The organism is Streptomyces sp. NPDC096079 (assembly GCF_040303145.1).
Taxonomy (GTDB): Bacteria; Actinomycetota; Actinomycetes; order Streptomycetales; family Streptomycetaceae; genus Streptomyces.
In genome coordinates this window covers 281,561-305,374 of the sequence record NZ_JBEOST010000008.1, presented here as the reverse complement: position 1 = coordinate 305,374, position 23,814 = coordinate 281,561, and the positions used below count along the sequence as shown (strand labels likewise).

Genomic DNA, 23,814 nt, shown 5'->3' with positions numbered 1-23,814 from the left:
ATCCGACGCCGCGGTGGTCGGGGCCGGTGCGCGGCCCCGTACCACCGGGGGCTCAGCTGGTGATCGAGAAGGCCTCGCCGTAGACGCTCCAGTACAGCGGGACGTTCAGGTCGAGGTTGCCCTCGTTCAGGAAGCGGCGCTGGGCCGTGCTGACCCGGGTGGTGTCGCTGTGCGCCTCCTCCTTGCGCATCTCCTCCTCGCGGGCGTCGAGGAAGGCCTTGAGATAGGCCTTCTCGTCTCCGCCCCTGGACGGCGGCAGGGCGCGGGAGAGGGCGACCGAGCGGATGCTCCGGAAGCCCGACTCGCCGTGCATGACGGCGGCGTCGTAGTAGGCGAACTGCCCCAGCGCGCGCAGGCCGTCCTGCTTGGCCTGCGAGACGGCGGGAGCGAAGTAGACGCGGTCGCGCTCCTCCTCCTGGGTCTGCTGGAACACGGTGTCCTGTGCCGCCTGGCGCCAGGCGTTCGTGAAGCCCGGGTCCAGGCCCTCGTGGGAGTCGGTGCCGTCCACCGCGCGCAGGGCGCCGAGGTAGCGGGCGAGCGGGTTGCCCGGCTTCTTCGCCGTGTAGCGCTCCACCAGTTCCAGCATGTCGCCCGTGCCCGAGCAGAAGCCGATGATGCCGGCGGTGTAGCCGCGCCCGTCGTCGATGTCCTCGATGTACGCGAACTGGGCCCGCCAGTCGAGGGAGGAGTTCTCGAAGGACGACACCAGCTTCATGGCGACCTCCTTCTTCCGCGGGTCGTCGAGGCCGGTGCCGGAGGACGGGGGCGGGGTCGTCGAGCCCGCGCCGTACGCCTCGACCTCGTAGAGCGAGTAGCCGTACGGAGTGCCGCGCTGTGTGCCGAAGACGCGGAGGTAGCGGCCGCTTCCGGTGACGCTCAGGTCGTCGGTGCCGCCGTCGCCGGAGGTGGTGGCGTGGATCTGGCGCCAGGTCGAGCCGTCGTCCGAGAGTTCGACGCGGTAGGCCTTGGCGTAGGCCGCCTCCCACTTCAGCACGACCCGGTCGAGCGTCGTCGACGAGCCGAGGTCTATCCGGATCCACTGGTTGTCGACGCCTTCGGCGCTGGCCCAGCGGGTGGACGCGGAGCCGTCGACGGCCTTGGCGCCGCCCAACGAGCTCGACTCGGTGGAGGAGGTGGTGACGGGGCGGTTCGCGGCCAGGTTGACGGCCGCGGCGGTAGCGGACGAGAGGCCGGCCAGCACGGGGAGCAGGACGCCGGTGGCCGAGGCGACGACGAGGGCCGCCAGGCGGCGGCCGCGCAGCGCGTTGATCGTGGGGGGCATGTCACTCCAGGGAGGGGAATCGCCGGGACTTCGGATCGGTGCAGCGCCAGACTGATAGGAAAGCTTCCTATTGTTTGGTGGACGTGACGCTAGAGGGCGCGCGGAGACGGCGCAAGAGCCTTGGAAGAAAAGGGAGTTGAGGGCACGCGGAGGCCTCGCCGGTCGCCGGATGCCCGCCCCTGCGCTACCGGGGCCCCCGGTTCCGTCCCCGGGCTGAGATGATCGGAGGTGTGACCGCCTCCCCGCATGCCTCCCCGCCCCCGACCCCGGCGCCGCCCGCCCGCCCGCTCGTCACCGAGCGGCTCGTGCTGCGGCCCGTCCGGAGCGTCGACCTGCCGGCGGTGACCAGGCTGTGGACCGACCCGGAGGTACGGCGCCACCTCGGCGGCCCCGTGATCGACTCGGTCGTCCGGATCCGGCAGCGACGGATCGTCGGGGCGGCCGGACACCACGTGGTGGTCCGGGCCGAGGACGGGGTCCTGCTCGGACTCGTCACGGTGGAGGAGGGCGGCCGGGACGGCGAGACGGAGGTCTCGTACCAGTTCCTGCCCGAGCACTGGGGCCGCGGCTACGCGCGCGAGGCGGTCGGAGCGGCCGTGGCGCGGGTGCTGGAGAGCGCGCCGAGCGTCGTCGCGGTCACCCAGGAGGCCAACCACCGGTCCCGCCGGCTCCTGGAGGCCGTGGGCCTGGAGCACGCCGAGTCCTTCGTGGAGTGGGACGCCCACCAGGTCCTGTACCGCCGGAACCGCTGACGTCCTCGCGCCGTATGCGCCGGACGCCGCCGCCGCGTACGATCTGCGGACCGGCCGGCAGGACGCCTACGCCAAGGAGCTCCGACCATGTCCTTCCTGGTGATCGGCGAGTGCGTCGCCGACATCGTGCGCGGCGCCGACGGCACCGAGCGGGTCCACCCGGGCGGCAGCCCCGCGAACGTCGCCCACGGCCTCGGCCGCCTCGGCCGGGAGGTCACGCTGCTCACACAGCTCGCCGACGACCCCGCCGGGCGGCGGATCGCGGACCACCTGAAGGGCGCGGGCGTACGGATCGAGGTCGCCGGCGTCCCCGCCCGCACCCCTTCGGCCGTCGTCGGACTCGACGCCCGGGGGCAGGCCACGTACACCTTCGACATCGCCTGGACACTGTCGAGCGGGGAGCCGCCCGTGGCGCGGCCCGCCCATGTCCACATCGGTTCGATCGCCGCCGTCACCGCTCCCGGCGCTGCCGCCGTCCTCGCCGAGGTCGAGCGGGTCCGTGACCGGGCCACGGTCAGCTACGACCCCAATGTGCGGCCGGCCCTGATGGGGGAGCACGGCGAGGCCGTCGCGCGCGTCGAGCGCTGCGTCGCCCTGAGCGACCTCGTGAAGGCGAGCGACGAGGACCTGGCCTGGCTCTATCCCGGCCAGGATCCGCGCGAGGCGGCCGCCCGCTGGCTCGGCCTCGGCCCCGCCGTCGTCCTGGTCACCCGGGGCGCGGCCGGCTCGCTCGCCCTCACCCGGCGGGAGACGGTCTCCGCCCAGGCCCCGGAGGTCACCGTCGTCGACACGGTCGGCGCGGGCGACTCCTTCATGTCCGCCGTCCTCGACACCCTCGCCGGACGGGGACGGGAGGACCTCTCCGGGCTCGACGCCGGGTACCTCGCGAGGCTGCTGCGGAGGGCGGGCGCGGCGGCGGCCGTCACCGTCTCCCGGGCCGGCGCCCAGCCGCCCGACCGGGCGGAACTGGACGCGGCCGGGGAGCGGTTCGCGCTCAGGTACGGGCGTGTGTCGTGATGTCCGAGGCGAACTGCTCGACCATGTCCGGCGTGACCGTGGGCCGGCACTCGGCGATGGCCTCCAGGTAGTCCGCCGTGCTCGCGCCGGGCGCCTGGGCCTCCCCGCCGCGCCCGCCGACGGCGACGAGATCGCGCTCGAAGGAGGCCTGGGCGGCGATCCGGGCCGCGTGCTCGATGTCGGCGGGGGTGAACAGCTCGCTGGCGAGGACCAGTTCGTCGATGTCGACGTCCGGCCGTCCGTCGGTGTAGCGGGACCAGATCGCCGCGCGTGCCGCCTTGTCCGGCGTACCGATCGGAATGAGGTAGTCGAAGCGGCCGGGGCGCAGGAACGCCGGGTCGAGGGAGCGGATCGAGTTGGTCGCGCAGACGAGCAGCCGCTCGTCCCTCTCCCGGAAGCCCGGTATCAGCTTGAGGAGTTCGTTCGTCACGCCGTGCATGCCGCCGGGCTGGGCGGGCTCCGAACGGACCGGGGCGATCTCCTCGACCTCGTCGATGAAGACCAGGACCCGTTCCAGCTCGCCGATCCGGGCGAACGCCGACCGCAGGGCGGCGGCGAGGTTGCCCTCGTCGGCGAGCCGGGACGGCAGGATCTCCACGAACGGCCAGCCGAGCCGGGAGGCGATGCCGCGCGCGAACGTGGTCTTGCCGGTGCCGGGCGGCCCGAACAGACAGACCGCGCGCGGCGGGCGCACGCCGTGCCGGGTGGCGCGCTCCGGCTCGGCCAGGGGCAGCACCACCCGGCGTTCGATCAGGTCCTTCTCCCGCTCCATGCCGGCGACCTTCGCCCACAGGTCGCCGGGGAGCAGCCGGCCGCCGAGGTCGTCGAGGAGGCCGGCGGCGGGGCCGTGCAGCGGCTCCACCTTCTCGAAGTACGCGACGGCGGGCTGGCGGGTGTACCCAGCGTTCAGCAGGCCCTCGCCGAGGAGTTCCTCCTCCGGCAGGACGTACGCGATGCGTCCGACCCGGGCCGCGACGAGCCGCCGCTCCAGCTCCACGAGCAGGGCGCTGGCGAGGCCTCGGCCCCGCCACGCCGAGGAGATCGCGATCCGCATGACCCAGGCCCGCTCGCCGGAGACACAGGCGAGCGCCGCCCCGATGGGCACGCCCTGGTGCACGGCGACCACGGCCGGCTGGCGGGTGGTGAGGGCGCCGATGCACTCGGCGAGCGAGAACACGGACTCCTGCCCGAGTTCGGCGGTGGTGTCGATCAGATGGACGACGGCGGCGAGATCGCTCTCGCGGTAGTCGTGGATGTGCCAGTTCACCGGTGGTACCGCCCCTCGTTCGTGCTGTTGCGGCGAGGCTAGGCGGGGCCGTCGGAACCGGTCGTGCGCCATCCTGCACAAGCCGACGAGGGGAAACGCGCCGAACCGGCACTGGGCAGGAGAACGGGAGCGGCCCCCGGAGGAGACTCCGGGGGCCGTGTGCGTGAGCGGTGCCGTCGGCGGCGGGGACCGTCAGTAGGCGGGCGCCAGCTTCGGGTTCGGGCCGTGCTCGTTCTGGTGCTGGTCGCCCTCGGTGGCGGCGAAGACGATGAGCACGATGAAGCCGACGAGCGGCACCAGGCTGATGAGCACCCACCAGCCCGAGCGGCCGGTGTCGTGGAGGCGGCGGACCGTCACGGCCAGGGACGGCAGGAAGATGCCGACCATGTAGATGAGGCTCAGGAGCTGAATGTCGAGCGACATGTCGATGACGTTCAGGACGATCGAGATGATGATGTTGAACAGCTCGAACATCCAGAATTCCTTGCGGCGCGCGCGTCCGTTGAACACCGCGTACTTCTTGAGAACGTCGAGGTACCAGTTCACTTTGTCCCCCCAAGGACTGGGTGTGCGAGCGGGAGCCTGTCCCTGTGGAGCAAGCTTTACGCAGAACTTAGGTGGCTGAAACCACATGGGTCAATTCGTTACCGGGAGATTGCCGTTCACACATGACAGATGTGAACGGCGGCATCTCCGGTGAGGGGAGATGCCGCCGTTCCGGGAGAGGATCGACGAGAGTGCGGGCGGGTCAGGACATCACGTCCTTCGCTTGCTCATGAGCAGTCCGCCGGCCGTGAGGGCGAAGAGGCAGACGCACGCACCGGTGATCACGTTGCTGAGGATCGTGCCCGTGCTGGGGTTCCGCGAGACCACCCACGGCGCCACGATCAGCCACGCGCCCAGGAGCAGGACGACGAAGTTCAGGTCCTGCGACCGCTCGGGGACCATCGACATGCACAGGCCGAGCACGGCCAGGGAGATGCCGACGATCAGGTTGCTGATGGCGAGCTCCGGTCGGGCGGCGGCGAAGTGGACCGTCCACGCGGAGATCGCGGTCCACACGCCGGCGAGGATCACGAGCTCCTCGACAGCTGCGACACCTCGGGTCTGGAGCATACGGGCATATCGGTCCCGCATTTCCGGCGCATCGGGGTGTCCTGCGATATCACCGTGGCGGTGAGAGACGTCGGCCATGTGACTCGCCTCCTTCTGGCGTCATGCATGTCCGGCCGAACCGCGGCAATCACGCCGCTGCTTCATTGTGCGCTTATCTGGCCTTTATGTGTAGGTCTGCCCGGTAAGGGATGCGCACAGAAATGAGCCCGTTGATGTGCAGGGATCCACCAAAGGGCGATTTCTGTTCAACAAAAATTCAATGCAAGTCTGAACGATTCTTCGTATCGCTATGCATTGCGCCCTGCATCGCTATGCATCGTGCGCGTGTGGTGTCCCGGCGTAACCTGGAAGAGGACTCGGGGAACCGGACCCTTTCCATCGCCGGGAGTGCGTGATGGGCGGAATCGTACGGAAGAGCTTCGACTCGGCGGACGAGACGCGTCCCTTCGAGGGCGACAAGGGCAGGCTCGATCTGCTCATCGGTGACGGCGGCTCGGTGGGTCGCGCCGTCTTCGAGCCGGGCTGGCAGTGGTCCCAGCATGTCAAGCCCATCGCCGGCACCGACAGTTGTCAGGCCTCGCACGTCGGCTACGTGGTCAGCGGCCGCATGAAGGTCGTCATGGACGACGGCGAGACGGCCGAGTTCGGCGAGGGCGACTACATGGAGGTCAAGCCGGGCCACGACGCCTGGGTCCTCGGGGACGAACCCTGCGTCGCCCTCGACTGGACGGGCTTCACGAACTACGCCCTGCCTCCCTCGGGCGAGCCCGCCCCCGCGTCGCCGCCGAGCGGCCGCGGCTGAACGTCCGGCCGCACCCGGGGCAGCGGTGCGGGAGTCCCGTACGCGTCGATGACGTCGGCCTGAGCTGTAGCCGTATGCGTCGGTGACGGGGCCTGCGCCGCACACGTACGCATCGGTGACCGAGCGTGGGTCGCGCCCTTACCCATCGGTGACCGTACGCCTCGGTGACGGCGTGCGCGTGCTATCCGTACGCGTCGGTGACGCAGTCCGCGGCGCAGCGCCCGTGCTCGAACCGGCGGCGGAGCGCCGCCGCCGCGTGCCGCCGGTCCACCTCGGCGTAGCCGTACCGCTCCTCGGTCGTGCGGCGCACGGCCTCGACGGTGACGATGGCCGGTTCGCCCTCGCCGGCGGACCGCCGCGCCGCCGCGATCACGTGGTCGGCCGCCCGCTGGAGGTCGCGGGCGTACTCGCGCTGGGCGATCGACCGTGCCCGGCCTGCGGCGAAGGGCCGCACGGCCCGCCCCTTCCAGACCGTCCCGGCGGCGATGAGCCCGGCCCCGGTCAGGGCGACGAGCACCCCCACCACGACGTCGAGGTCCCACGCCATCGCCGCCCGCCTTCCCCCGGACCCGCGGGGGTCCTGCGCGAGCCTCCGAGTCTAGGGGCGGGGGCCGGGCCGGCGACGTGTTGACACGTGTAACTAAATGGTGTCAGGCTCCTTCTCCGGCCCCGTGTGCCCGCGCAGAAGGAGCAGCACCCCATGAGCACCCTCGTCACCACCGCCCGAGGACCCGTCCGCGGCGAGCGCCGTGCGGACGGCAGCCTGCGGTTCCTCGGCATTCCGTACGCACAGCCGCCGGTGGGCGATCTGCGGTTCGCGGCTCCGGTGGAGCCGGAGGCGTGGACGGAGCCGCTGGACGCGACGGCGTACGGGCCGACGGCCCAACGGCGTCCGTTCGCCGAGGTCACGACGATTCCGGAGCCGTCGATCCCGGGGGAGGGGGTGCTGAACCTGAACGTGTTCACGCCCTCCACCGCTCCGGACGCGGGGCTGCCGGTCCTGGTGTGGATCCACGGCGGCGGGTACGTGGCGGGGTCGGCGGCGAGTCCCTGGTACGACGGGGCGGCCTTCAACCGGGACGGCGTGGTGCTCGTGTCGGTGGGGTACCGGCTGGGGATCGAGGGGTTCCTGCACGTCGAGGGCGCTCCGGACAACCGTGGTGTACGGGACTGGGTCGCGGCCCTGGAGTGGGTGCGGGACAACATCGCGGCGTTCGGCGGTGATCCGGCGAAGGTCACGATCGCCGGGCAGTCGGCGGGCGGCGGCGCCGTCCAGACGCTGCTCGCCGTCCCGTCGGCCAAGGGCCTGTTCCGGGGCGCGCTCTCCGTCTCCGGCGCCGTCCTGCGGCCCGACGGCCCCGAGGTCGCCCGCGCCGCGGCGCGCCTGCTGACCACCCGTACCGGCGTCCCCGCCACCGTCGCAGCCCTGCGCGACCTGACCGACGACGAACTCCTCGACCTCCAGGACCGCTTGTCCGAGCCGGGCCCCGACCGCGAGGGACTGCCCCCGATGCTGGCCCTCGCCCCCTTCGCCGACGGCGAGCTGATCCCGGAACCCGTCCTGGACGCCCTGACGGAGGGCGAGGCGGGTGCCGACGTCCCGCTGATGCTCGGCTTCACCGAGGACGAGTTCTCGATGTTCCCCGCCCCCGGCCCCGACGGGCCGCCGCTGTCCGTCCTCCTGGGCGGTCTCGGGCTCGACCCCGCGAGGGCCGAGGACTTCGCGGAGACGTACGCGGCGGCGGGCGAGGAGCGGTACTTCGGCCAGGCCCTGACCGACACGGTGTTCCGCGCCCCGAACCTCGCCGTCGCCGACGCCCGCGCCGCGCGGGAACGGCCCACCTGGTTCTACGAGTTCCGCTGGCGCTCGCCGGCGCTCGGCCTCGCCTTCCACTGCCTGGACCTGCCCTTCGCCTTCGACCTCCTCGAAGCCGAAGGCGTGACGGCCGTGGCCGGGGCCGAGCCGCCGCGCGCGCTCGCCGACGCGATGCACCGGGCGTGGGTCGCGTTCGTCACCGACCAGGACCCGGGCGCCGACTGGCCGCGCTACACCGCGGCCGAGCGTGCCACGAAGATCTGGGACGCGGAGCCCCGGACCGTCGCGGACCCGGTGCGCCGGGTCCGCGAACTCTGGCTCGACTGAGCGGTCCGGCCGCGTCTCAGTCCCCGGTCGTGCCGTCGAGCAGCTCGCGCAGGATGTCCAGGTGACCGTTGTGGCGGGCGGTCTCCTCGGTGAGGTGGAGGAGGATCCAGCGCAGGTCGACGCGGAGTCCGTCACGGACGGTCCGCTCGGCCTTCGCGTCCAGGTCGCGGGCGGCGACCAGTTCGCGGAAGGCGGCGCTCTGCGCGGCGTACTCGTCGAGCAGCTGCGGGAGCGGGAAGTCCACGGCGATCCGCATCTCGCGGTCGGGGTCCTCCTCGGTCCACGGCCCCTGGTCCTCCTCCCCGAGGAAGACCACGCGGAACCAGTAGTACTCGACCCAGCGGAGGTGGTTGATCAGTCCGCTCAGGGTCATCAGCGGGGAGCCCGGCAGGAGCGCCTTGCGGGCGTTCTCCGCGGAGACGCCCTCGCACTTGGCGCGGGCGGTGTCACGGGCGTAGTCGAGGAACGTGGTGAGCTGGGTGCGCTCGTCCCACGCGGGCGGTGTGTCGTCGGTTCTGGTCATCGTGCGAAGCGTCGCCGATCACCGTGAGCGCTGTCGAGGCAATTACGGCTTCGCGAACCGGTCGATCCGCAGGCCCGTGCACGTCTGCGCCCCCACCGGCTTCCGTTGCCGGATCGTGACCGCACCGGGCGGGTGTTGTCCGGAAAGCCTGTGGGAGCGATCCGGCCGCCGATCTACCGTTCGGTAACGCAGGGGGCGGGGGTCGTCGGACGACTCGTGCTCCAGGAGGAAGTCCGGTGATACGGGGGCCCTTTGATGACTGTTCGGCGCGTGGTCCGCAGACGGACGGGCGCGACCGTCGCCCTGGCCATGGTGCTCACCATGTCCGGGCTGACCGCGCCCGCGCTGTTCCCCAGCGCCGCCGCGACGGTGCCGGACGCCGGTTCGGCGGTCAAGGGGCCGGAGGGGCCCGAGGGCACGTCGTTCAACCCGAACCAGATCAAGGACGTCAAGGCGGCCGATCCCGGCTCCGGGGTGAATCTGGTCGAGGCGCCCTCGGTGAACAACAGCGGTGACGCGCGGTTGTCGTATCCGCTGGAGGTGCCGAAGGGCCGCGCGGGCCTGGAGCCGAGCCTGGCCCTCACCTACGACTCGTCGGGGACGAACGGGTGGCTCGGCGTCGGCTGGGACGTCACCACCCCGGTCGTCACGGTCGACACACGGTGGGGTGTGCCGCGCTACGACGCCGGACTGGAGACCGAGACCTATCTGCTCGACGGCGAGCAGCTGACCCCGGTGGCGCACCGAAGCGAGTTGCAGGCGCGCACCGCGGAGAAGGTGTTCCACTCCCGGGTGGAGGGTCGCTTCGACCGGATCGTGCGCCACGGCGACAGCCCGGCGAACTACTGGTGGGAGGTCACGGACAGGAAGGGCGTCCGGACGCTCTTCGGTGGCACGGCCGACAGCACGCTGGCCGACGGCAAGGGCCGCGTCGCCACCTGGGCGGCGCGGGAGGTCCGCGACGGCAACGACAACCTCCTGCGCTACCGGTACGCCAAGGTGGCCGACGGCGGCACGGCGAACTCCGCGGTGCCGGGCAGCGACCTGTACCCGCAGAAGATCACCTACACCGGTCGCGGCGACACCGACGGCAGGTACTCGGTGACGTTCGTCCGGGACCGTGAGCGTGGCGAGCCCCGCCGGGCGGACGTGCGGGTCGATGCCCGGTACGGGTTCAAGAGGGTCACCGCCGACCTGCTGCGGCGCGTCGAGGTCAGGCTGGACGACCAGCTGATCCGCGCCTACGAGCTGAACTACCGGACCGGCGCGTTCGCCAAGACGCTGCTCACCTCGGTGTCGCAGTTCGGCGAGAACAACCAGCTGTTCCACACCCACACGTTCGACTACTTCGACGACGTGCGCGACCCGTCGGGCACCTACAACGCCTTCGCCACCGCCGCGGGTTGGTCGGTGCCGGATGACGACCTGGGGGTGAACATCCGCGAGGGCGAGGCCAGTGCGATCTCGGCGAACACGTCGGCCGGCTTCGGCGCGCACCTGTTCGCGGGCTACAACGTGCAGGGGCTGCCGTCCAAGGAGGGTTCCGTCGGGTTGAAGGTCGGGTTCAGCGCGGGCCAGTCCGATGGCCTGTCGACCCTGGCCGATGTGAATGGCGACAACCTGCCGGACAAGGTGTTCCGCAAGAACAAGGACGTGTTCTACCGGCCCAATCGGGCGACACCGGGGGGTGAGCCGAAGTTCGGCGACACGCCGGTCAGGCTCACCGGCCTCCCGGGAATCTCGACCGAGCGCACGCTGTCCGGCACCATCGGCATCGAGTCGTACGTCCTCACCACCTCGGCCCAGCTGGACTTCGTGGGCACCACGACCACCTCGGACCGGTTCTTCAGCGACGTCAACGGCGACGGGATCACCGACCTGGTGAACAACGGCGGCGTGCTGTTCGGCTACCTGGACGCGCAGGGGCAACCCGCGTACAGCGCGGACTCCACCCGCACCCCCGTGCCGATCGGGGACGGTGCGGTGACCGGCGCGATCGTCGGCGACCAGACCGCGCAGTTCGACCAGCAGGTGGACAACTCGCCGCTGCTGGACACCGTGCGCCGCTGGGTCGCGCCGTTCGACGGCACCGTCCGCGTGGACGGCCGCGTGCAGCTGACCCAGGACCCCTCCCCGGCGCGTGCGGCCTACACCAAGGCCGACGGCGTGCGGGTCACCATCCAGCACAAGGACGCCGAACTCTGGGCCCAGCGGATCGGCCCCGACGACCACACCGAGTTCACCCCGGGCAACGTGGCGTCGATCCCGGTGAAGAAGGGCGACGCGCTCTACTTCCGCACCCAGTCCGTTCTGGACGGCAAGTACGACACCGTGGCGTGGGACCCGGCGATCACCTACACCGACCTGCCGGCCGGCACGGACGCGAACGGGCTGGCGAACACCGTGTTCCGCGCGTCGACCGACTTCACCTTCGGCGGCCGGCCGTCCCTGGTGACCGTGCCGGTGAACGGCACGCTGCGGCTGACCGGTGACGTGGTCAAGTCCGCGGCGACCTCGGACGACGTGACCGTCGTGATCGAGAAGGGCAACGGCGTTCACCCCGGTACGGAGGTGTTCCGCAAGGTCCTGCCCGCGGCGTCGACCGGCACCACCGCGATCGACCTGAGCATTCCGGTCAGAACGTTCGAGAAGATGTCGTGGAAGCTGAAGACCGACTCCCCCATCGACGCCTCGGCGGTGAGCTGGGCGCCGAAGGCGCACTACACGGCCGCCCAGGGGGTCGAGTCCGTCGTCGACGCCGACGGCGACCCCACGCTGGTGATCGACCCGCCGTACGACCAGAGCATGTTCCCCGCGGACACCCTCACCGCGCCGCAGCAAACCTACAAGGCGACCAAGACCGGCCAGTTGAAGGTCCGGCCGAAGATCTCCTTCAACTTCAACCTCCTCGGTGACGCGAAGATCGCGCTCACCGTGAAGAAGCGCGGCGGACAGCTGCTCGGGAAACGGATCTTCCAAGTCAAGGACACCTCCCCCTTCGGCGGCCCGAACCTGGACCTGACCGTGCCGGTCACCGCCGGCGACGACCTCTACATCGACTACTCCACCACGGAGACCGGACTCCTCGGACTGCTCGTCGACCAGTCCGCGTCGGTCACCTACGACGTGACCTCCAGCTGGCCGGCCTTCACCCCGGCGCCCAGCGCCCTGCACGCCTCCGTCGGGCAGGGGGCCTTCGCCCAGCCCTACCGCGGCTGGGGCGTGATCGGCTACCAGGGCAACCGCGACCGCGCCACCCAACCGCTCAAGCAGGCCGAACTCACCCTGGACCAGAGCTTCAAGAACGCACTCCCGAAGGAGCCCAAGGAAGCGGACATCGCGCCGTTCACCGCGAATCCCCGGCTCACCATGCCACGTCTCGCGGTGTTCGCCCCCGTCCCCGCCAAGGGCGGCTGGGCCGCTCAGGACGACTCCTCCTGGGCCACCCCGACGATGGCGACCAGCTCCCGCCTCGGCGCGGACACCATCGACATCGTCACCGACGCCGACGTGGCGGGCGACCGCGCGGTGATGCGCCGCGGTGTCACCGGCCAGGTGTCGGCCACCCTCGCGGCCGGACCGTTCGGCGGCACCGTGGTCGGCGGGATCACCGCGGGCTCGGTCGACTACCTCGACCTCAACGGCGACAGCTACCCCGACGTCGTGGGCGCCAAGGAGATCCAGTTCTCCGACATGACCGGAGCGCTCGGCGCCACACGCGGCACCCTCGGCGGCAACGTCCGCGAGGCGGACAACGTCTCCGGCAACGTCTCGCTCTCCGCGGGCAGCGAGACCGCCACCATCGCCAGCGCCCTGGGCATGGCCGCGCCCGACGCGGGCACCAGCGCCAACACCGCCACCACCGGCGCGGTCCAGCCGTCGCTCGGCATCGGCGGCAACCTCGGCGGCGGCGAGTCCGACGCCCGCGTCGACCTGATCGACATCAACGGCGACGGACTGCCGGACAAGGTGTACGGCAACGGCGACGCCCAGTTGAACCTGGGCTACTCCTTCGCGGCCCGCGAACCCTGGTCGGCCGGACCGATCAACGACGCGTCCACCCGCAACGTCGGCGTCAACCTCGGGTTCAACGTCGACCGCTACGGCTTCGCGGGCGGCGTCTCCGCCGAGCTGGGAACCTCGTACACCAGCGCGAGCATGACGGACGTCAACGGCGACGGCCTCACCGACCGGGTGTTCACCGACGGGGCGAACCCGATCAAGGTCGCGGTCAACACCGGCACCGGCTTCACCGCGCCCGCCCCCTTCCGCGGCAGCTTCCCCGAGATCGCCGTCGACAAGAACGCCAGCCTCGGCGCGGGCGTCTACTTCACCGTCGGCCTGCCCACTCCCGTCGGCGTCTTCGTCTTCAACCCCGGCGTCAACGCGACCACCGGCATCAGCCGGGCCGAGACCAGCCTGCGGGACGTCAACGGCGACGGACTCGCCGACCACGTCCGGTCCACCCGCGACGACGAACTCCTGGTCGCCGTGAACAAGACCGGCCGCACCAACCTGCTCCGCTCGGTCGACCGGCCCATGGGCGCCCGCATCGACCTGGACTACACCCGGGCGGGCAACACCGCCGCCATGCCGGGGAGCCGCTGGGTGCTGTCCCGCGTCTCGGTGTTCGACGGACTCGCGGGCGACGGAACCGACACGCGCCTGACCACCTTCCGCTACGAGCAGGGCCACTACGACCGGCAGGAGCGCGCGTTCCTCGGCTTCGGCCGCGTGGTGACCGAGGACCGGGACACCGGTGCGGGCGGCGCCGTCCGCCGCACGCTGACCGACGAGTACCGCACCGACGGATACGTGAGCCGCGGCCTGCTCACCCGCACGCTGACCGAGGACGGCGCCGGCCACCCGTACCGCGAGACACTCCACACCTACCGACTGATCGACACCGCCACGAACGAGGAAGCCGACCCGAAGAACCGGACCGCCACCGTCTTCCCCCGGCTCACCCGCATCGAGGAGAAGCACTACGAAGGCGCGGCCACCGCCGGCGCCGCCACGACCACCCAGCTCTCCTACGACGCCCACGGCAACGTCACCCGCGTCTTCGACACCGGCGGCGAGGGCGCCGCCGACGACCTGGAGACCACCTACGCCTACACGGCCTCCCGCGCGCAGTGCCGCGACGCGAACCGCACCGGCATCGCCGAGGAGATCTGGCAGAAGGACGCCACCGGGAAGCTGCTGCGGCACCGTGCGACCGACGTCGATTGCGCCACCGGCGAGATCCGCCAGGCCCGCGAATACCTCGACGGCGACACCGCGGCCGTCACCGACCTGACGTACCACCCGGACGGAAACCTGAAGTCGGTGACCGGCCCGGCCAACGCACGAGGGCAGCGCTACGAGCTGGAGTACGGCTACGACACCACCGTCGGCGTACACATCGAGTCCGTCCAGGACAGCTTCGGCTACCGCTCCACCGCCGCCCATGACCTCAGGTACGGGGTTCCCACCCGCACCACGGACCAGAACAACCAGTCCGTGACGATGACGTACGACAGCGTCGGCCGGCTCGACACGGTGACCGGGCCCTACGAGAAGGACGGCGACCGGGCCACGATCACCTTCGGCTACCACCCCGAGGCGACCGTCCCGTACGCGACGACCCGGCACCTCGACCGCGCCGCCACGGGCCTGCGCGACGACACCATCGACACCGTCACCTTCAGCGACGGCCTCAAGCGTGTGGTGCAGAGCAAGAAGGACGCCTCGGTGTCCGCCGGGCCCGGGGTCTCACCCACCGACGTGATGACGGTCTCCGGCCGCCTGAAGTTCGACGCTCTCGGCCGCACCGTGGAGACGTACTACCCGGTGACCGAGGACAAGGGAGACGTCAACACCACGTTCAACGCCTCCTTCGACCCGGTGGCGCCCACGAAGGAGACCTTCGACGTCCTCGACCGGCCGCTGAAGACCGTGCGACCGGACGGCGTCAGTACCAGCACCGCATACGGCTTCGGCGAGGACCGGTCGGGCACGATCCGTTTCGAGCGAACGGTGACCGACGGCAACGGCAAGGAGCGCCGCACCTACACCGACCTCCGGGGCGCCACCACCTCGGTGAAGGAGTTCGACGACTCCTCGCAGATCTGGACCAGCTACACGTATGACGCCATGGGCCGGATCACGACCATCACCGACGCCGAGGACAACGTCACCCGGGCCGGCTACGACGCGCTGGGACGCCGTATCTCGTTCGACAGTCCGGACGCCGGACGCCTTGAGACCCGCTACGACCTCGCCGGGAACGTCACGTCGAAGGTCACCGCGAACCTGCGGGCAGCGGACAGGGCCGTCGAGTACGACTACGAGTACGCGCGGCTGAAGGCCGTCCGCTACCCGGCGTTCCCGGAGAACGACGTCTCCTACGCGTACGGAGCCCCCGGAGCACCGGACAACGCGGCCTCGCGCGTCACCGAGGTCCACGACGCGGCGGGAACGGTGAGACGCTCGTACGGAGCACTGGGCGAAGTGACCGGGGAGACCCGCACGATCACCGCGGTGGGCGGGTCGCCACGCGCCTACACCACGCTGTGGCGTTTCGACTCGTTCAACCGTGTGCTCCAGATGACCTATCCGGACGGCGAGACCCTGACCTACGACTACGACTCCGGTGGCCAGGTCCGCCGCGCCACCGGTGTGAAGGGCGATACCGAGTACACCTACCTGCACCGCCTGGACTACGACGAGTTCGGGCAGAAGACCTTCCAGCAGACCGGCGACGGTGTGCGCACCACGTACACCTACGACTCCGAGGACCGCAGGCTGGCGACCCTCAAGGCCGCGGGCCCGAGCGGGACGCCGTTCCAGGAGCTCGGCTACACGTACGACAACACCGGCAACGTCACCGGCCGCACGAACAGCGCGCCACGGAACTCCGTCATCGGCGGTCCGAGCAGCCAGACGTACGCCTACGACGACCTGTACCGGCTGACCAGTTCGTCCGGGCAGTACACGGACAAGGACAATCAGCTCAACCGGTACACGCTGTCGCTGGCCTACGACTCGATCGACAACACGACGACCAAGACGCAGCACCACGAGATCACGGGAGGAACCCCCGCATTCCCGGCCGGCACCGGGTCACCAGGGCCCATGGAACCCGTGGAGGACCCGGCCAACCCGGTCGACGTCCAGGATCGCACCAGCTACACGTACGCCTACGAGTACGGCAACGGGAAGCCGCACGCGCCGAACAAGGTCGGGCCGATCACGCAGACCTACGATGCGAACGGCAACCTCACCGACACGGTGAACACCGCCACCGGAGCGCGCCGCCAGTACGTCTGGGACGAGGAGAACCGCCTCGCCTGCAATGCCGACGGCACCACGGCGGTCACCCAGGACCCGGCGGGCTGCGCGAGCGCGGCCGTCCGCTACACCTACGACGCCGGGGGCGACCGGGTCGTCAAGGCCGGTGACGGGGTGTCGGTGTACCCGAACCGCAACTACAGCGAACGCGACGGCACCGGCTTCAAGCACGTGTTCGTCGGGGACAGCCGCGTGGCCACCAAGACGGTGTCCGGGGGTGTGGAGGGCGACCAGTCCTTCTATCACGCCGACCACCTGGGCTCGTCCGGCTACGTCACCGACGAACAGGGCACGGTCACCGAGCACCTGGAGTACTTCCCGCACGGTGAGACCTGGGTCGAGGAGCGCTCCGGGCAGCACGACACCGAGTATCAGTTCACCGGCAAGGAACTCGACGCCGAGACCGGGCTCTACTACCACGGGGCGCGCTACTACAACCCGCGCACACAGCTGTGGGCGAGCGCGGACCCGGCGCTGCCGAAGTACCTGGACCAGGACCTCGCGGGCGGCATCACCCAGCCGCGCAACCTCGCCGCGTACACCTACGTCCACAACAACCCGGTCAAACTGACCGACCCCACGGGCGAATGGCCGTGGGAGAACCAGCCGTGGAGCTACGACTACACCATCCACGCGGAGGGCGACGCAGCCGACACCTACGTGCTGGTCGATCCGACCACCGGCACGTACTTCTCCCAGGTCGGTGCGAGTGGCGCGTCGAACAAGGTGGGGAAGGCATCGGAGATCGTCACGGTCGGGGACGCCTGGAACGCGCTGAAGTCCTGTTACAACTGCACGTTCCCCATCAACGGTGCTCCCAAGGAGATGCCGAAGGTCGGTGACAAGCTGCCGCTGAAGGTGGGACCGAAGGGGTTCCCGGTCGAGGTGACGCAGATGGACTTCGACGGCAAGGAGATCAACATCGAGTACTCGACGCTCGACGGCCACATCGACGGCGTGGGCAGCACGATCCACTTCCGGATCTTCGAGGACCAGAACGGCGAACTCGCCTTGCAGGCCTCCGCCGAGATCATCGGCGGCATGGGTGCCCGCGGCGGCGCGCCTGCCAGGGGTGTGTACGGCGGGGTCGCCCAGATCACCTGGCAGCCCTTCATCGACCGCTTGGTGACCAACGGCATCAAGCAACACTACGGCGACCGATGGGGTGGGGCGAAGTAGGCGGATGAAGGCGCCGGCAGGGATCACGGTCCGCGGGATGAGGTGATCCGACGGCATACGGTGGTGGACTCGGACCGGTGCCCCAGCGCACCCGCCACGGACGGATCGGAACGCCATGCTCAAGGACTTCGCCGACCTCTCCACCCCGCTGATCGCCGACGCGTGCGTACGGCTCGGGGAACCCCTGCGGGCCGCGCCCGCCGGGATCCTGCCCGTCGTCGCCGGACAGCGCGTCGCCGGACGGGTGCTGCCCGCACGCCACTACGGAAGCGTCGACGTCTTCCTGGAGGCCTTCACGCACGCCGCCCCCGGAGACGTCCTGGTCGTCGACAACGCGGGCCGCCGCGACGAGGCCTGCGTCGGCGACCTCGCCGTCCTGGAGGCCGAGGCGGCGGGGGTCGCAGGGGTCGTCGTCTGGGGGCTGCACCGGGACACCCCGGACCTGGTGGCGATCGGACTGCCCGTCCTCTCGTACGGACGGCACGCGCCCGGCCCCGTGCGCCTCGACGAGCGGGACGCGGACGCGCTGACCGCCGCGCGCTTCGGCGAGCACGAGGTGACCGCCGCCGACGTGGTGTTCGGCGACGACGACGGCGTGGTCTTCGTGGCGGCCGACCGCGCGGACGCCGTCCTCGACACGGCCCGGGGCATCTTCCGCACCGAGCGGGAACAGGCCCGCCGGATCAGGGCGGGGGAGACCCTGCGGGCGCAGACCCGGTTCGACGCGTACCTGGCGGGCCGCGCCCAGGACCCCTCGTACACCTTCCGCCGCCATCTGCGCCGGATCGGCGGCGCGATCGAGGAGTGACCCGCGGGCCCGCCGCCCGGTCAGCCCTCGAAGCCGACCGTGCCGTCCGGCAGGATCGCCTCCACGCGCGCGCCGTGCTCCACGGTCCGGCTGACGGTGCAGAACTTCTCGTGCGTCAGCCGCACGCCCCGGGCGAAGACCTCCGCCGCCTTCGGGTTGTTGTCGGGCAGGTCGAACTCGTAGCTCACCCGGATCCGGCCCACCCGGCCCTCGTCCTCCGGGCCCGACACCGACTCCACCACGATCCGCAGGTCGTCGTGGTCCACCGCCCGCGCCGTCCGGTCGATGACGAGGCCGCCGCAGCCGCCCATCGCCGCGAGCAGCAGCTCGACCGGCGTGAACGAGGGCTGCGCGTCGGCGTCGTCGGCGGCGGCCATCCGGACCTCCGCGCCCCGGTCGTTGCGGGCGGTCCAGTTCCGGTACCCGGTGCGGACGGTCTCGATCCGGTAGTCGGCCATGGCGGCGAGGCTCCTTCGTTCACGTGCGTGTCCTCGTACGGTACGCGCCGGAGCGGCGGAGTCCGCGGCTCAGTCGCCCCGCGACGCGCCCGCGTGGGCGCGGACGACCGCACCCCAGGCCTCGGACACCGCTCCCCAGACGGCGCGGAGTTCCGGCTCCGCGGCCCGTACCGACGCCACCGTGTCCCCGGCGTCGACACCCGCCGCGCGCAGGGGCTCGGCGTCTTCCGCCGCCCACGCCGCGACCGTCTCCGCGCCCACCTCGGGATGGAACTGCACCGCCCAGCCCGCGCTCCCCACCCGGAACGCCTGGTACGGGCAGTCGTCGCCGGTCAGCAGGGGCACGGCGCCGGCCGGGAGCCGCTCCACCTCGTCCCAGTGCCACTGCGCCGCCGGGGCGCCCTCCGGCACCCCGCCGAGCACCGGGTCCCCCTCGGCCGCCGGCAGCCTGCGCAGCGGTACGGCACCCAGCTCGGGCCCCTGGGTCCGCCGCGTCACCGCACCGCCCAGGGCGTGGGCGACGATCTGGCCGCCCAGACATATCCCGAGCAGCGGCACCTCCCCGGCCACGGCCTCGCGGACGAGCGCACGGACCCGGGGCAGCCAGGGTGCGGCCCCGTCCTGCTCGCAGTTGACGGAGCCGCCGAGGACGAGGAGACCCGCGTGTCCGCTCAGGGTCTCCGGCAGTGCCCCGCCCTCCCACGCGCGTATCACGTCGAGGCGGAGCCCGGCCCGTGCGAGGTGCTCGCCGACCAGGCCGGGACCGGCCTCCTCCTCGTGCTGCACCACGAGCACGGCGGGCGCGCCGGCCGTCGCCGCCCTGGTCTCCACGTCGTTCCGGGTTCGCATTCCCCGAGGATCTCCGAAGGAGCGCCCGTCCGGGAGCCCCCGGGCGCGGGTGCGTGATCACATCTGAGTAGCGGGGTACGGGCGGCTGAGTACGCCGACCGATACGGGCGCCGCCGCCCGCTGGTGGACTGGGGTCATGACCTTCGACGCCCGGCGCGCCCGCCGCCTCCAGCACGTCACCGCCACCGGCACGGCCCTCGCGGTGGCCCTCGGCCCGCTGGTCCTGGGCGCGCTGCTCGCCAAGTCGGTCGGCGGGGACCCGATGGCCTCCGTCAACGCCCTGATCGCGGGCGGCGGCCAGCGCGCCCGCATGTCCCGCGCCCAACTCCGCACGGGCGCCCGCCTTCGCCGCCCGGCTGTCCGCTTCCGCCGGGGCGGGCCGCGGCGCCCGCGCGGCTCCGGCGCCCGCCCCGGCTCCGTCACGCGTCCGGCGCCGGCGGTGCGCCCCGGGCCGGCCGTGCGCCTCGACGCGTCCGTACGGCCTGAGGCCTCGGTACGGCCAGAGGCGTCCGTGCGGCCCCGCTCAGTCGCGCGGTCGGCGCGCCAGAAGGAAGGCCTGCGGCGTCTTCTCCCCGGGATCGGGCTCCCGCACCAGACGGGCCGACTCCACCAGGCCCGCCGAGGACAGCAGGCCCGCGAGACGGTCGGGTGACCAGCGGTACACGTCGAGGCTGACCTCGTGCCCGTACGCCCGCTCCAGCCGTACCCGCTCGTCGCCCACCTTGAACGCGACGAGGGCGTACCCGCCCGGGGTCAGGACCCGGCGGAACTCGGCGAAGCAGACGGCGAGTTCGTCCTCGGGCAGATGGACCGTCGACTACCAGGACAGGATGCCGCCGAGTGAGGCGTCGGGCAGGTCGAGCGCGGTCATCGACCCGACGTCGAAGCGCAGGCCCGGGTAGGCGGCCCGGGCGACCGTGATCATGCCGGGCGACAGGTCCAGGCCGAAGGCGTCGGCGCCGAGGTCCCGCAGATGGGAGGTCACCCGACCCGTCCCGCAGCCGAGGTCGCCGATCGTGCGGGGCCCGCCCGCCGCCTCCACCTTCTCCACGAAGCCGGCGATCACCCCCCGGTCCAGGGGTGCGCTCGCCAGCTGGTCCGCGAGCAGCCGCTCGTAGGCGACGGCGACGGTGTCGTAGGAGCGGCGGGTGGCGGTGACATGCGGGGCCTCGGTCATGGCCGGACCCTACGGCGACTCCCCGTCCTCGTGCCCACACGAGACCTCCGCCGTCGAACGGCTCCCGCGGGGGCCCCGTATGCGCGATGATCGTCGCCTCTGGTGAGAATACCCGGCAGTAGCATCCGGGTTCGCGGCGAAAGGCACACCGAATGGCGAGGCGGCACCCCGCACGGGACGAGCGGCACACGAGCGGTTCCGGGGACGGCGGCGCGAGCGGGCCCGGGATGGGGAGGCGCCGGTTCCTCGGGTACGTCCTGGCCGCACCCACGCTCACCGTCGCCGCCCAGCTCGGCGCCGAGGCGCTCGCCCCGCGACAGGCCGCCGCGGCGGCGCCCGCGCTCATCCCCTCGCTGCCGGGACCGGCCGAACTCATCGACCTCAACGAGCTGCTCACGCTCGCCGCCCTGCCCACCAGCAACCTCATCACCATCCGGATCGACACCGACGGCACGGCCCACTTCGCCCTGCCGCGCGCCGAGGTCGGCCAGGGCGTCACCACCTCCAGCGCCATGATCGTCGCCGAGGAACTCGACCTGCCCCTGGACAAGGTGAAGGTCACCCTCGCCGACGCCCGCCCCGAGCTGCTCTTCAACCAGCTCACCGGCGGCTCCAACACCACCTACTCCACCTACACCCCGATCCGGGTCGCCGCCGCCCTCGCGCGCGGCCGGCTGCTGCACGCCGCCTCCCTCGTCCTCGGCGACGCCGTCGAGACCCTCACCACCAAGGCCGGGGCGGTCCTCTCCCCGGCCGGGGCGCTCCTCGGCTACGGCGAACTGGCCGTGAAGGCCGCCGCCGTCGCCGACGCCGCCGTGGAGGTCACGCTCAAGGACCCGGACCGCTTCCGGGTCATCGGCACCGCCCAGCGCCGCGTCGACGCCCTCGAAGCCGTCACCGGGCGCAAGAAGTTCGCCATGGACCTCCAGGTCCCGGACGCGCTGCCCACGATGGTCTGCCGTCCCCCCACCATCAACGGCACGGTCCGCTCCGTGGCCAACCTCGCCGAGGTGCGGGCCATGCCCGGCATCACCGACGTGGTCACGGTCTCCACGGGCGTCGCCGTCCGCGGACGCACCTTCGGGCAGTGCGTCGACGCCGTCCGCGCCCTGCGCGTCGAGTGGGGGCCCGGCACCGCCGAGGGCGCGTCCGACGCCACCGTCCTGGAGAAGCTCCGCCGGGCCGAACTCCCGCTCGTCGTCCCGGCGCTGCCGCTCCTCACCAAGGCCGTCGACGCCCGCTTCACCTTCCACTTCGCCAGCAACGCAGCCCTGGAGACCAACTGCGCGATCGCCGACGTGCGGCAGGACTCCGCCGAGGTCTGGGCCTCGCTCAAGGCGCCGGTCGTGGCCCAGGAGCAGATCGCCCTCAAGCTCGGGCTGCCGCCCACGGCCGTCCGCGTCCACGTCACCGAGGGCGGCGGCTCCTTCGGCCGCAAGCTGTTCTCCGACGCCGCCCACGAGGCCGTCGAGATCTCCCGGGCCCTCGGCAAGCCGGTGAAGCTGATGTGGCACCGTACCGACGACTTCCGTCAGGGCCGTACGCATCCGATGTCCACCTCCCGGGTCCGGGCCACCTACTCGCTCGGCGAGGTCCTCACGTACGAACAGCGCCACACCTCCGTGGCCACCGACTTCGGGCACGGCATCGGCGAGGTCCTCACGGCCGAGGCGGCCCGGCTGCCCGTCGCCGACGCCACCTTCTCCGAGACGATGTTCCAGCTCACCCAGATCAGCCCGTACCACCTCGGCGTCACCACGCAGCTGCTCGCCGAGACCGACAAGGGCTTCAACACCGGCTCCATGCGGAACATCTACTCGCCCAACGTCCGCTGCGCCCAGGAACTCGTCCTGGACGAGCTGGCGAAGCGGATGGGCCAGGACGGCTACGCGATGCGGCGCCGGCTGCTGAAGGACAAGCGGGCGCGGGCCGTCCTCGACAAGGTCGCCGAAGCGGGGGAGTGGGGCCGGACCATGCCGGCCGGCACGGGCCAGGGCATCGCCGTCCACACCGAGTACCACTCGGCCGTCGCGATCCTCGCCGAGATCGACTGCCGGCCCGAGACCACGGGACGGAAGGTCCCGGGCGCCTACACGGGGCCGCGCGTCACCAGGGTGGTCTGTGCCGTGGACGTCGGTCTCGCGGTCAACCCGCGCGGCCTGGAGGCCCAGATGATGGGCGGCATCGCCGACGGCATCGCCGTCACCCTGACGTCCGGACTCCACCTGCGCGACGGACACTTCCTCGAAGGCAGCTGGGACCAGTACTTCTACACCCGGCAGTGGAACACCCCGCCCGAGCTGGAGATCATCGTGATGCCCCCGAGCGGCGACAAGCCGGGCGGCGCGGGCGAGCTGGCCGTCGCCGGCGCCATGGCGGCCGTCGCCTGCGCCTACGGCCGGGCCACCGGCACGATGCCGACGGTCTTCCCCGTCAACCACGCCGAGCCGCTCGCCTTCACCCCCCTGCCGACCGTTCCGCCCGTCCCGGCCTCGCCCGCCGACGGCCGCGACCGCACCATCTGAGACCTGGAGCCCCCGTGCCGCAGCACACCTTCATCCTGAACGGCAAGGCCGTCACCGCCGACGTCGAGGGCGACGTCCGGCTCCTCTGGGTCCTCCGCGACGTCCTCGGCGTCACCGGCCCGAAGTACGGCTGCGGGGTCGGCGTCTGCCGGGCCTGTACGAGCCACCTGAACGGCAAGGCGTTCACGCCCTGCGCCGTGCGCGTCGACGACGTGGCCCCGTCCGACGAGATCACCACCATCGAGGGTCTCCCGGACACCGTCGGCGCCGCACTCCACCCGATGCAGGAGGCCTGGCTCGACCTCGACGTCGCCCAGTGCGGCTTCTGCCAGCCCGGTCAGATCATGGCCGCGGTCGCCACCGTCCGCCGGGCGCGCGAGGCCGGACGCGAGGTCACCGAGGCCGACCTCGACACCATCCGCAACATCTGCCGGTGCGGCACCTACCACCGCATCCGGCAGGCCGTCCTGGAGGGTGCGCGCCGGATGCGGTGACAGCGGTTCGCACCCCGAAGGCCCACGAGGTGCCGGTGGTCTTCGTCCATCCGGAGTGAGCCGTGCGCCGGGGGCTGCGTGGCGTGCGGG

At 71.7% G+C, this 23,814-nt stretch carries 18 protein-coding genes and 1 pseudogene; 9 read left to right on the top strand and 10 right to left on the bottom strand.

The window, feature by feature from the left end; translation table 11 throughout:
• Positions 1 to 52: 52 nt before the first annotated feature.
• Complete coding sequence (locus ABTY59_RS19205; RefSeq protein WP_403538245.1) at positions 53 to 880, bottom strand: chitosanase; 828 nt, start codon at positions 878 to 880, stop codon at positions 53 to 55.
• A pseudogene (locus ABTY59_RS19200) lies at positions 857 to 1,282 on the bottom strand (discoidin domain-containing protein); the annotation flags it as partial. The gene ABTY59_RS19205 and the pseudogene ABTY59_RS19200, both read right to left, overlap by 24 nt.
• 230 nt (positions 1,283 to 1,512) lie before the next feature.
• Between ABTY59_RS19200 and ABTY59_RS19195 the strand changes: the two are divergent.
• Positions 1,513 to 2,034, top strand: a complete 522-nt coding sequence (locus ABTY59_RS19195) for a GNAT family N-acetyltransferase (RefSeq protein WP_352020158.1) — start codon at positions 1,513 to 1,515, stop codon at positions 2,032 to 2,034.
• Between the two features lie 87 nt (positions 2,035 to 2,121).
• Positions 2,122 to 3,051 (top strand): carbohydrate kinase family protein, encoded by a 930-nt coding sequence (locus tag ABTY59_RS19190; protein ID WP_352020157.1) that lies wholly within the window; start codon positions 2,122 to 2,124, stop codon positions 3,049 to 3,051.
• Here the strand turns inward: ABTY59_RS19190 and ABTY59_RS19185 are convergent.
• The 3 genes from ABTY59_RS19185 to ABTY59_RS19175 all read right to left on the bottom strand — a co-directional run bounded on the left by ABTY59_RS19185 (position 3,029) and on the right by ABTY59_RS19175 (position 5,434).
• Positions 3,029 to 4,318 carry an ATP-binding protein gene (locus ABTY59_RS19185; RefSeq protein WP_352020156.1) on the bottom strand — a complete coding sequence of 430 codons (1,290 nt, stop codon included), beginning with the start codon at positions 4,316 to 4,318 and terminating at the stop codon, positions 3,029 to 3,031. The two genes, ABTY59_RS19190 and ABTY59_RS19185, sit on opposite strands and share 23 nt — an antisense overlap.
• Before the next feature lie 192 nt (positions 4,319 to 4,510).
• Positions 4,511 to 4,864, bottom strand: coding sequence for a DUF805 domain-containing protein (locus tag ABTY59_RS19180; protein WP_352020155.1), 354 nt, complete (start codon positions 4,862 to 4,864; stop codon positions 4,511 to 4,513).
• A gap of 210 nt (positions 4,865 to 5,074) precedes the next feature.
• On the bottom strand, positions 5,075 to 5,434 hold the full coding sequence (locus ABTY59_RS19175; RefSeq protein WP_352020154.1) for an SPW repeat protein: 360 nt from the start codon (positions 5,432 to 5,434) through the stop codon (positions 5,075 to 5,077).
• 394 nt (positions 5,435 to 5,828) lie between these two features.
• On the opposite strand from ABTY59_RS19175, the gene ABTY59_RS19170 reads away from it, so the two are divergent.
• On the top strand, positions 5,829 to 6,236 hold the full coding sequence (locus ABTY59_RS19170) for a cupin domain-containing protein (RefSeq protein ID WP_352020153.1): 408 nt from the start codon (positions 5,829 to 5,831) through the stop codon (positions 6,234 to 6,236).
• Between the two features lie 181 nt (positions 6,237 to 6,417).
• Here the strand turns inward: ABTY59_RS19170 and ABTY59_RS19165 are convergent, their stop codons facing one another.
• The gene (locus tag ABTY59_RS19165) at positions 6,418 to 6,783 is read right to left on the bottom strand and encodes a hypothetical protein (RefSeq protein WP_352020152.1); all 366 of its coding nucleotides are present in this window, start codon (positions 6,781 to 6,783) and stop codon (positions 6,418 to 6,420) included.
• A 153-nt stretch (positions 6,784 to 6,936) separates the two neighbouring features.
• Between ABTY59_RS19165 and ABTY59_RS19160 the strand changes: the two genes are divergently transcribed.
• Positions 6,937 to 8,379, top strand: coding sequence for a carboxylesterase/lipase family protein (locus ABTY59_RS19160; protein WP_352020151.1), 1,443 nt, complete (start codon positions 6,937 to 6,939; stop codon positions 8,377 to 8,379).
• Between the two features lie 16 nt (positions 8,380 to 8,395).
• Here ABTY59_RS19160 and ABTY59_RS19155 read toward each other — a convergent pair whose 3' ends face one another.
• Positions 8,396 to 8,902, bottom strand: a complete 507-nt coding sequence (locus ABTY59_RS19155; protein ID WP_352020150.1) for a DinB family protein — start codon at positions 8,900 to 8,902, stop codon at positions 8,396 to 8,398.
• 270 nt (positions 8,903 to 9,172) lie between these two features.
• Between ABTY59_RS19155 and ABTY59_RS19150 the strand changes: the two genes are divergently transcribed.
• Together ABTY59_RS19150 and ABTY59_RS19145 are read left to right on the top strand one after the other, a co-directional pair.
• Entirely contained in the window at positions 9,173 to 17,413 is an 8,241-nt protein-coding gene (locus tag ABTY59_RS19150) for a SpvB/TcaC N-terminal domain-containing protein (protein ID WP_352020149.1), read from the top strand.
• Between the two features lie 115 nt (positions 17,414 to 17,528).
• Positions 17,529 to 18,221, top strand: coding sequence for an RraA family protein (locus ABTY59_RS19145; RefSeq protein WP_352020148.1), 693 nt, complete (start codon positions 17,529 to 17,531; stop codon positions 18,219 to 18,221).
• A gap of 20 nt (positions 18,222 to 18,241) precedes the next feature.
• Here the strand turns inward: ABTY59_RS19145 and ABTY59_RS19140 are convergent, their stop codons facing one another.
• Positions 18,242 to 18,679, bottom strand: a complete 438-nt coding sequence (locus ABTY59_RS19140) for an OsmC family protein (RefSeq protein WP_123458382.1) — start codon at positions 18,677 to 18,679, stop codon at positions 18,242 to 18,244.
• 69 nt (positions 18,680 to 18,748) lie between these two features.
• A complete protein-coding gene (locus ABTY59_RS19135) occupies positions 18,749 to 19,528 on the bottom strand; it encodes a type 1 glutamine amidotransferase (RefSeq protein ID WP_352020147.1) in 780 nt (259 codons plus the stop codon).
• Between the two features lie 136 nt (positions 19,529 to 19,664).
• On the opposite strand from ABTY59_RS19135, the gene ABTY59_RS19130 reads away from it, so the two are divergent.
• Positions 19,665 to 20,180: a hypothetical protein gene (locus tag ABTY59_RS19130; protein WP_352020146.1), complete on the top strand. Its 516-nt coding sequence runs from the start codon at positions 19,665 to 19,667 to the stop codon at positions 20,178 to 20,180.
• A 165-nt stretch (positions 20,181 to 20,345) separates the two neighbouring features.
• On the opposite strand, the gene ABTY59_RS19125 is transcribed toward ABTY59_RS19130, so the two are convergent.
• Positions 20,346 to 20,705 (bottom strand): class I SAM-dependent methyltransferase, encoded by a 360-nt coding sequence (locus ABTY59_RS19125; protein ID WP_352020145.1) that lies wholly within the window; start codon positions 20,703 to 20,705, stop codon positions 20,346 to 20,348.
• Positions 20,706 to 20,857: 152 nt separating this feature from the next.
• Here ABTY59_RS19125 and ABTY59_RS19120 point away from each other — a divergent pair, with 152 nt between their 5' ends.
• Entirely contained in the window at positions 20,858 to 23,230 is a 2,373-nt protein-coding gene (locus ABTY59_RS19120) for a molybdopterin cofactor-binding domain-containing protein (RefSeq protein WP_352020144.1), read from the top strand.
• 14 nt (positions 23,231 to 23,244) lie between these two features.
• Positions 23,245 to 23,724 (top strand): (2Fe-2S)-binding protein, encoded by a 480-nt coding sequence (locus ABTY59_RS19115; protein WP_352020143.1) that lies wholly within the window; start codon positions 23,245 to 23,247, stop codon positions 23,722 to 23,724.
• Positions 23,725 to 23,814: the final 90 nt, after the last annotated feature.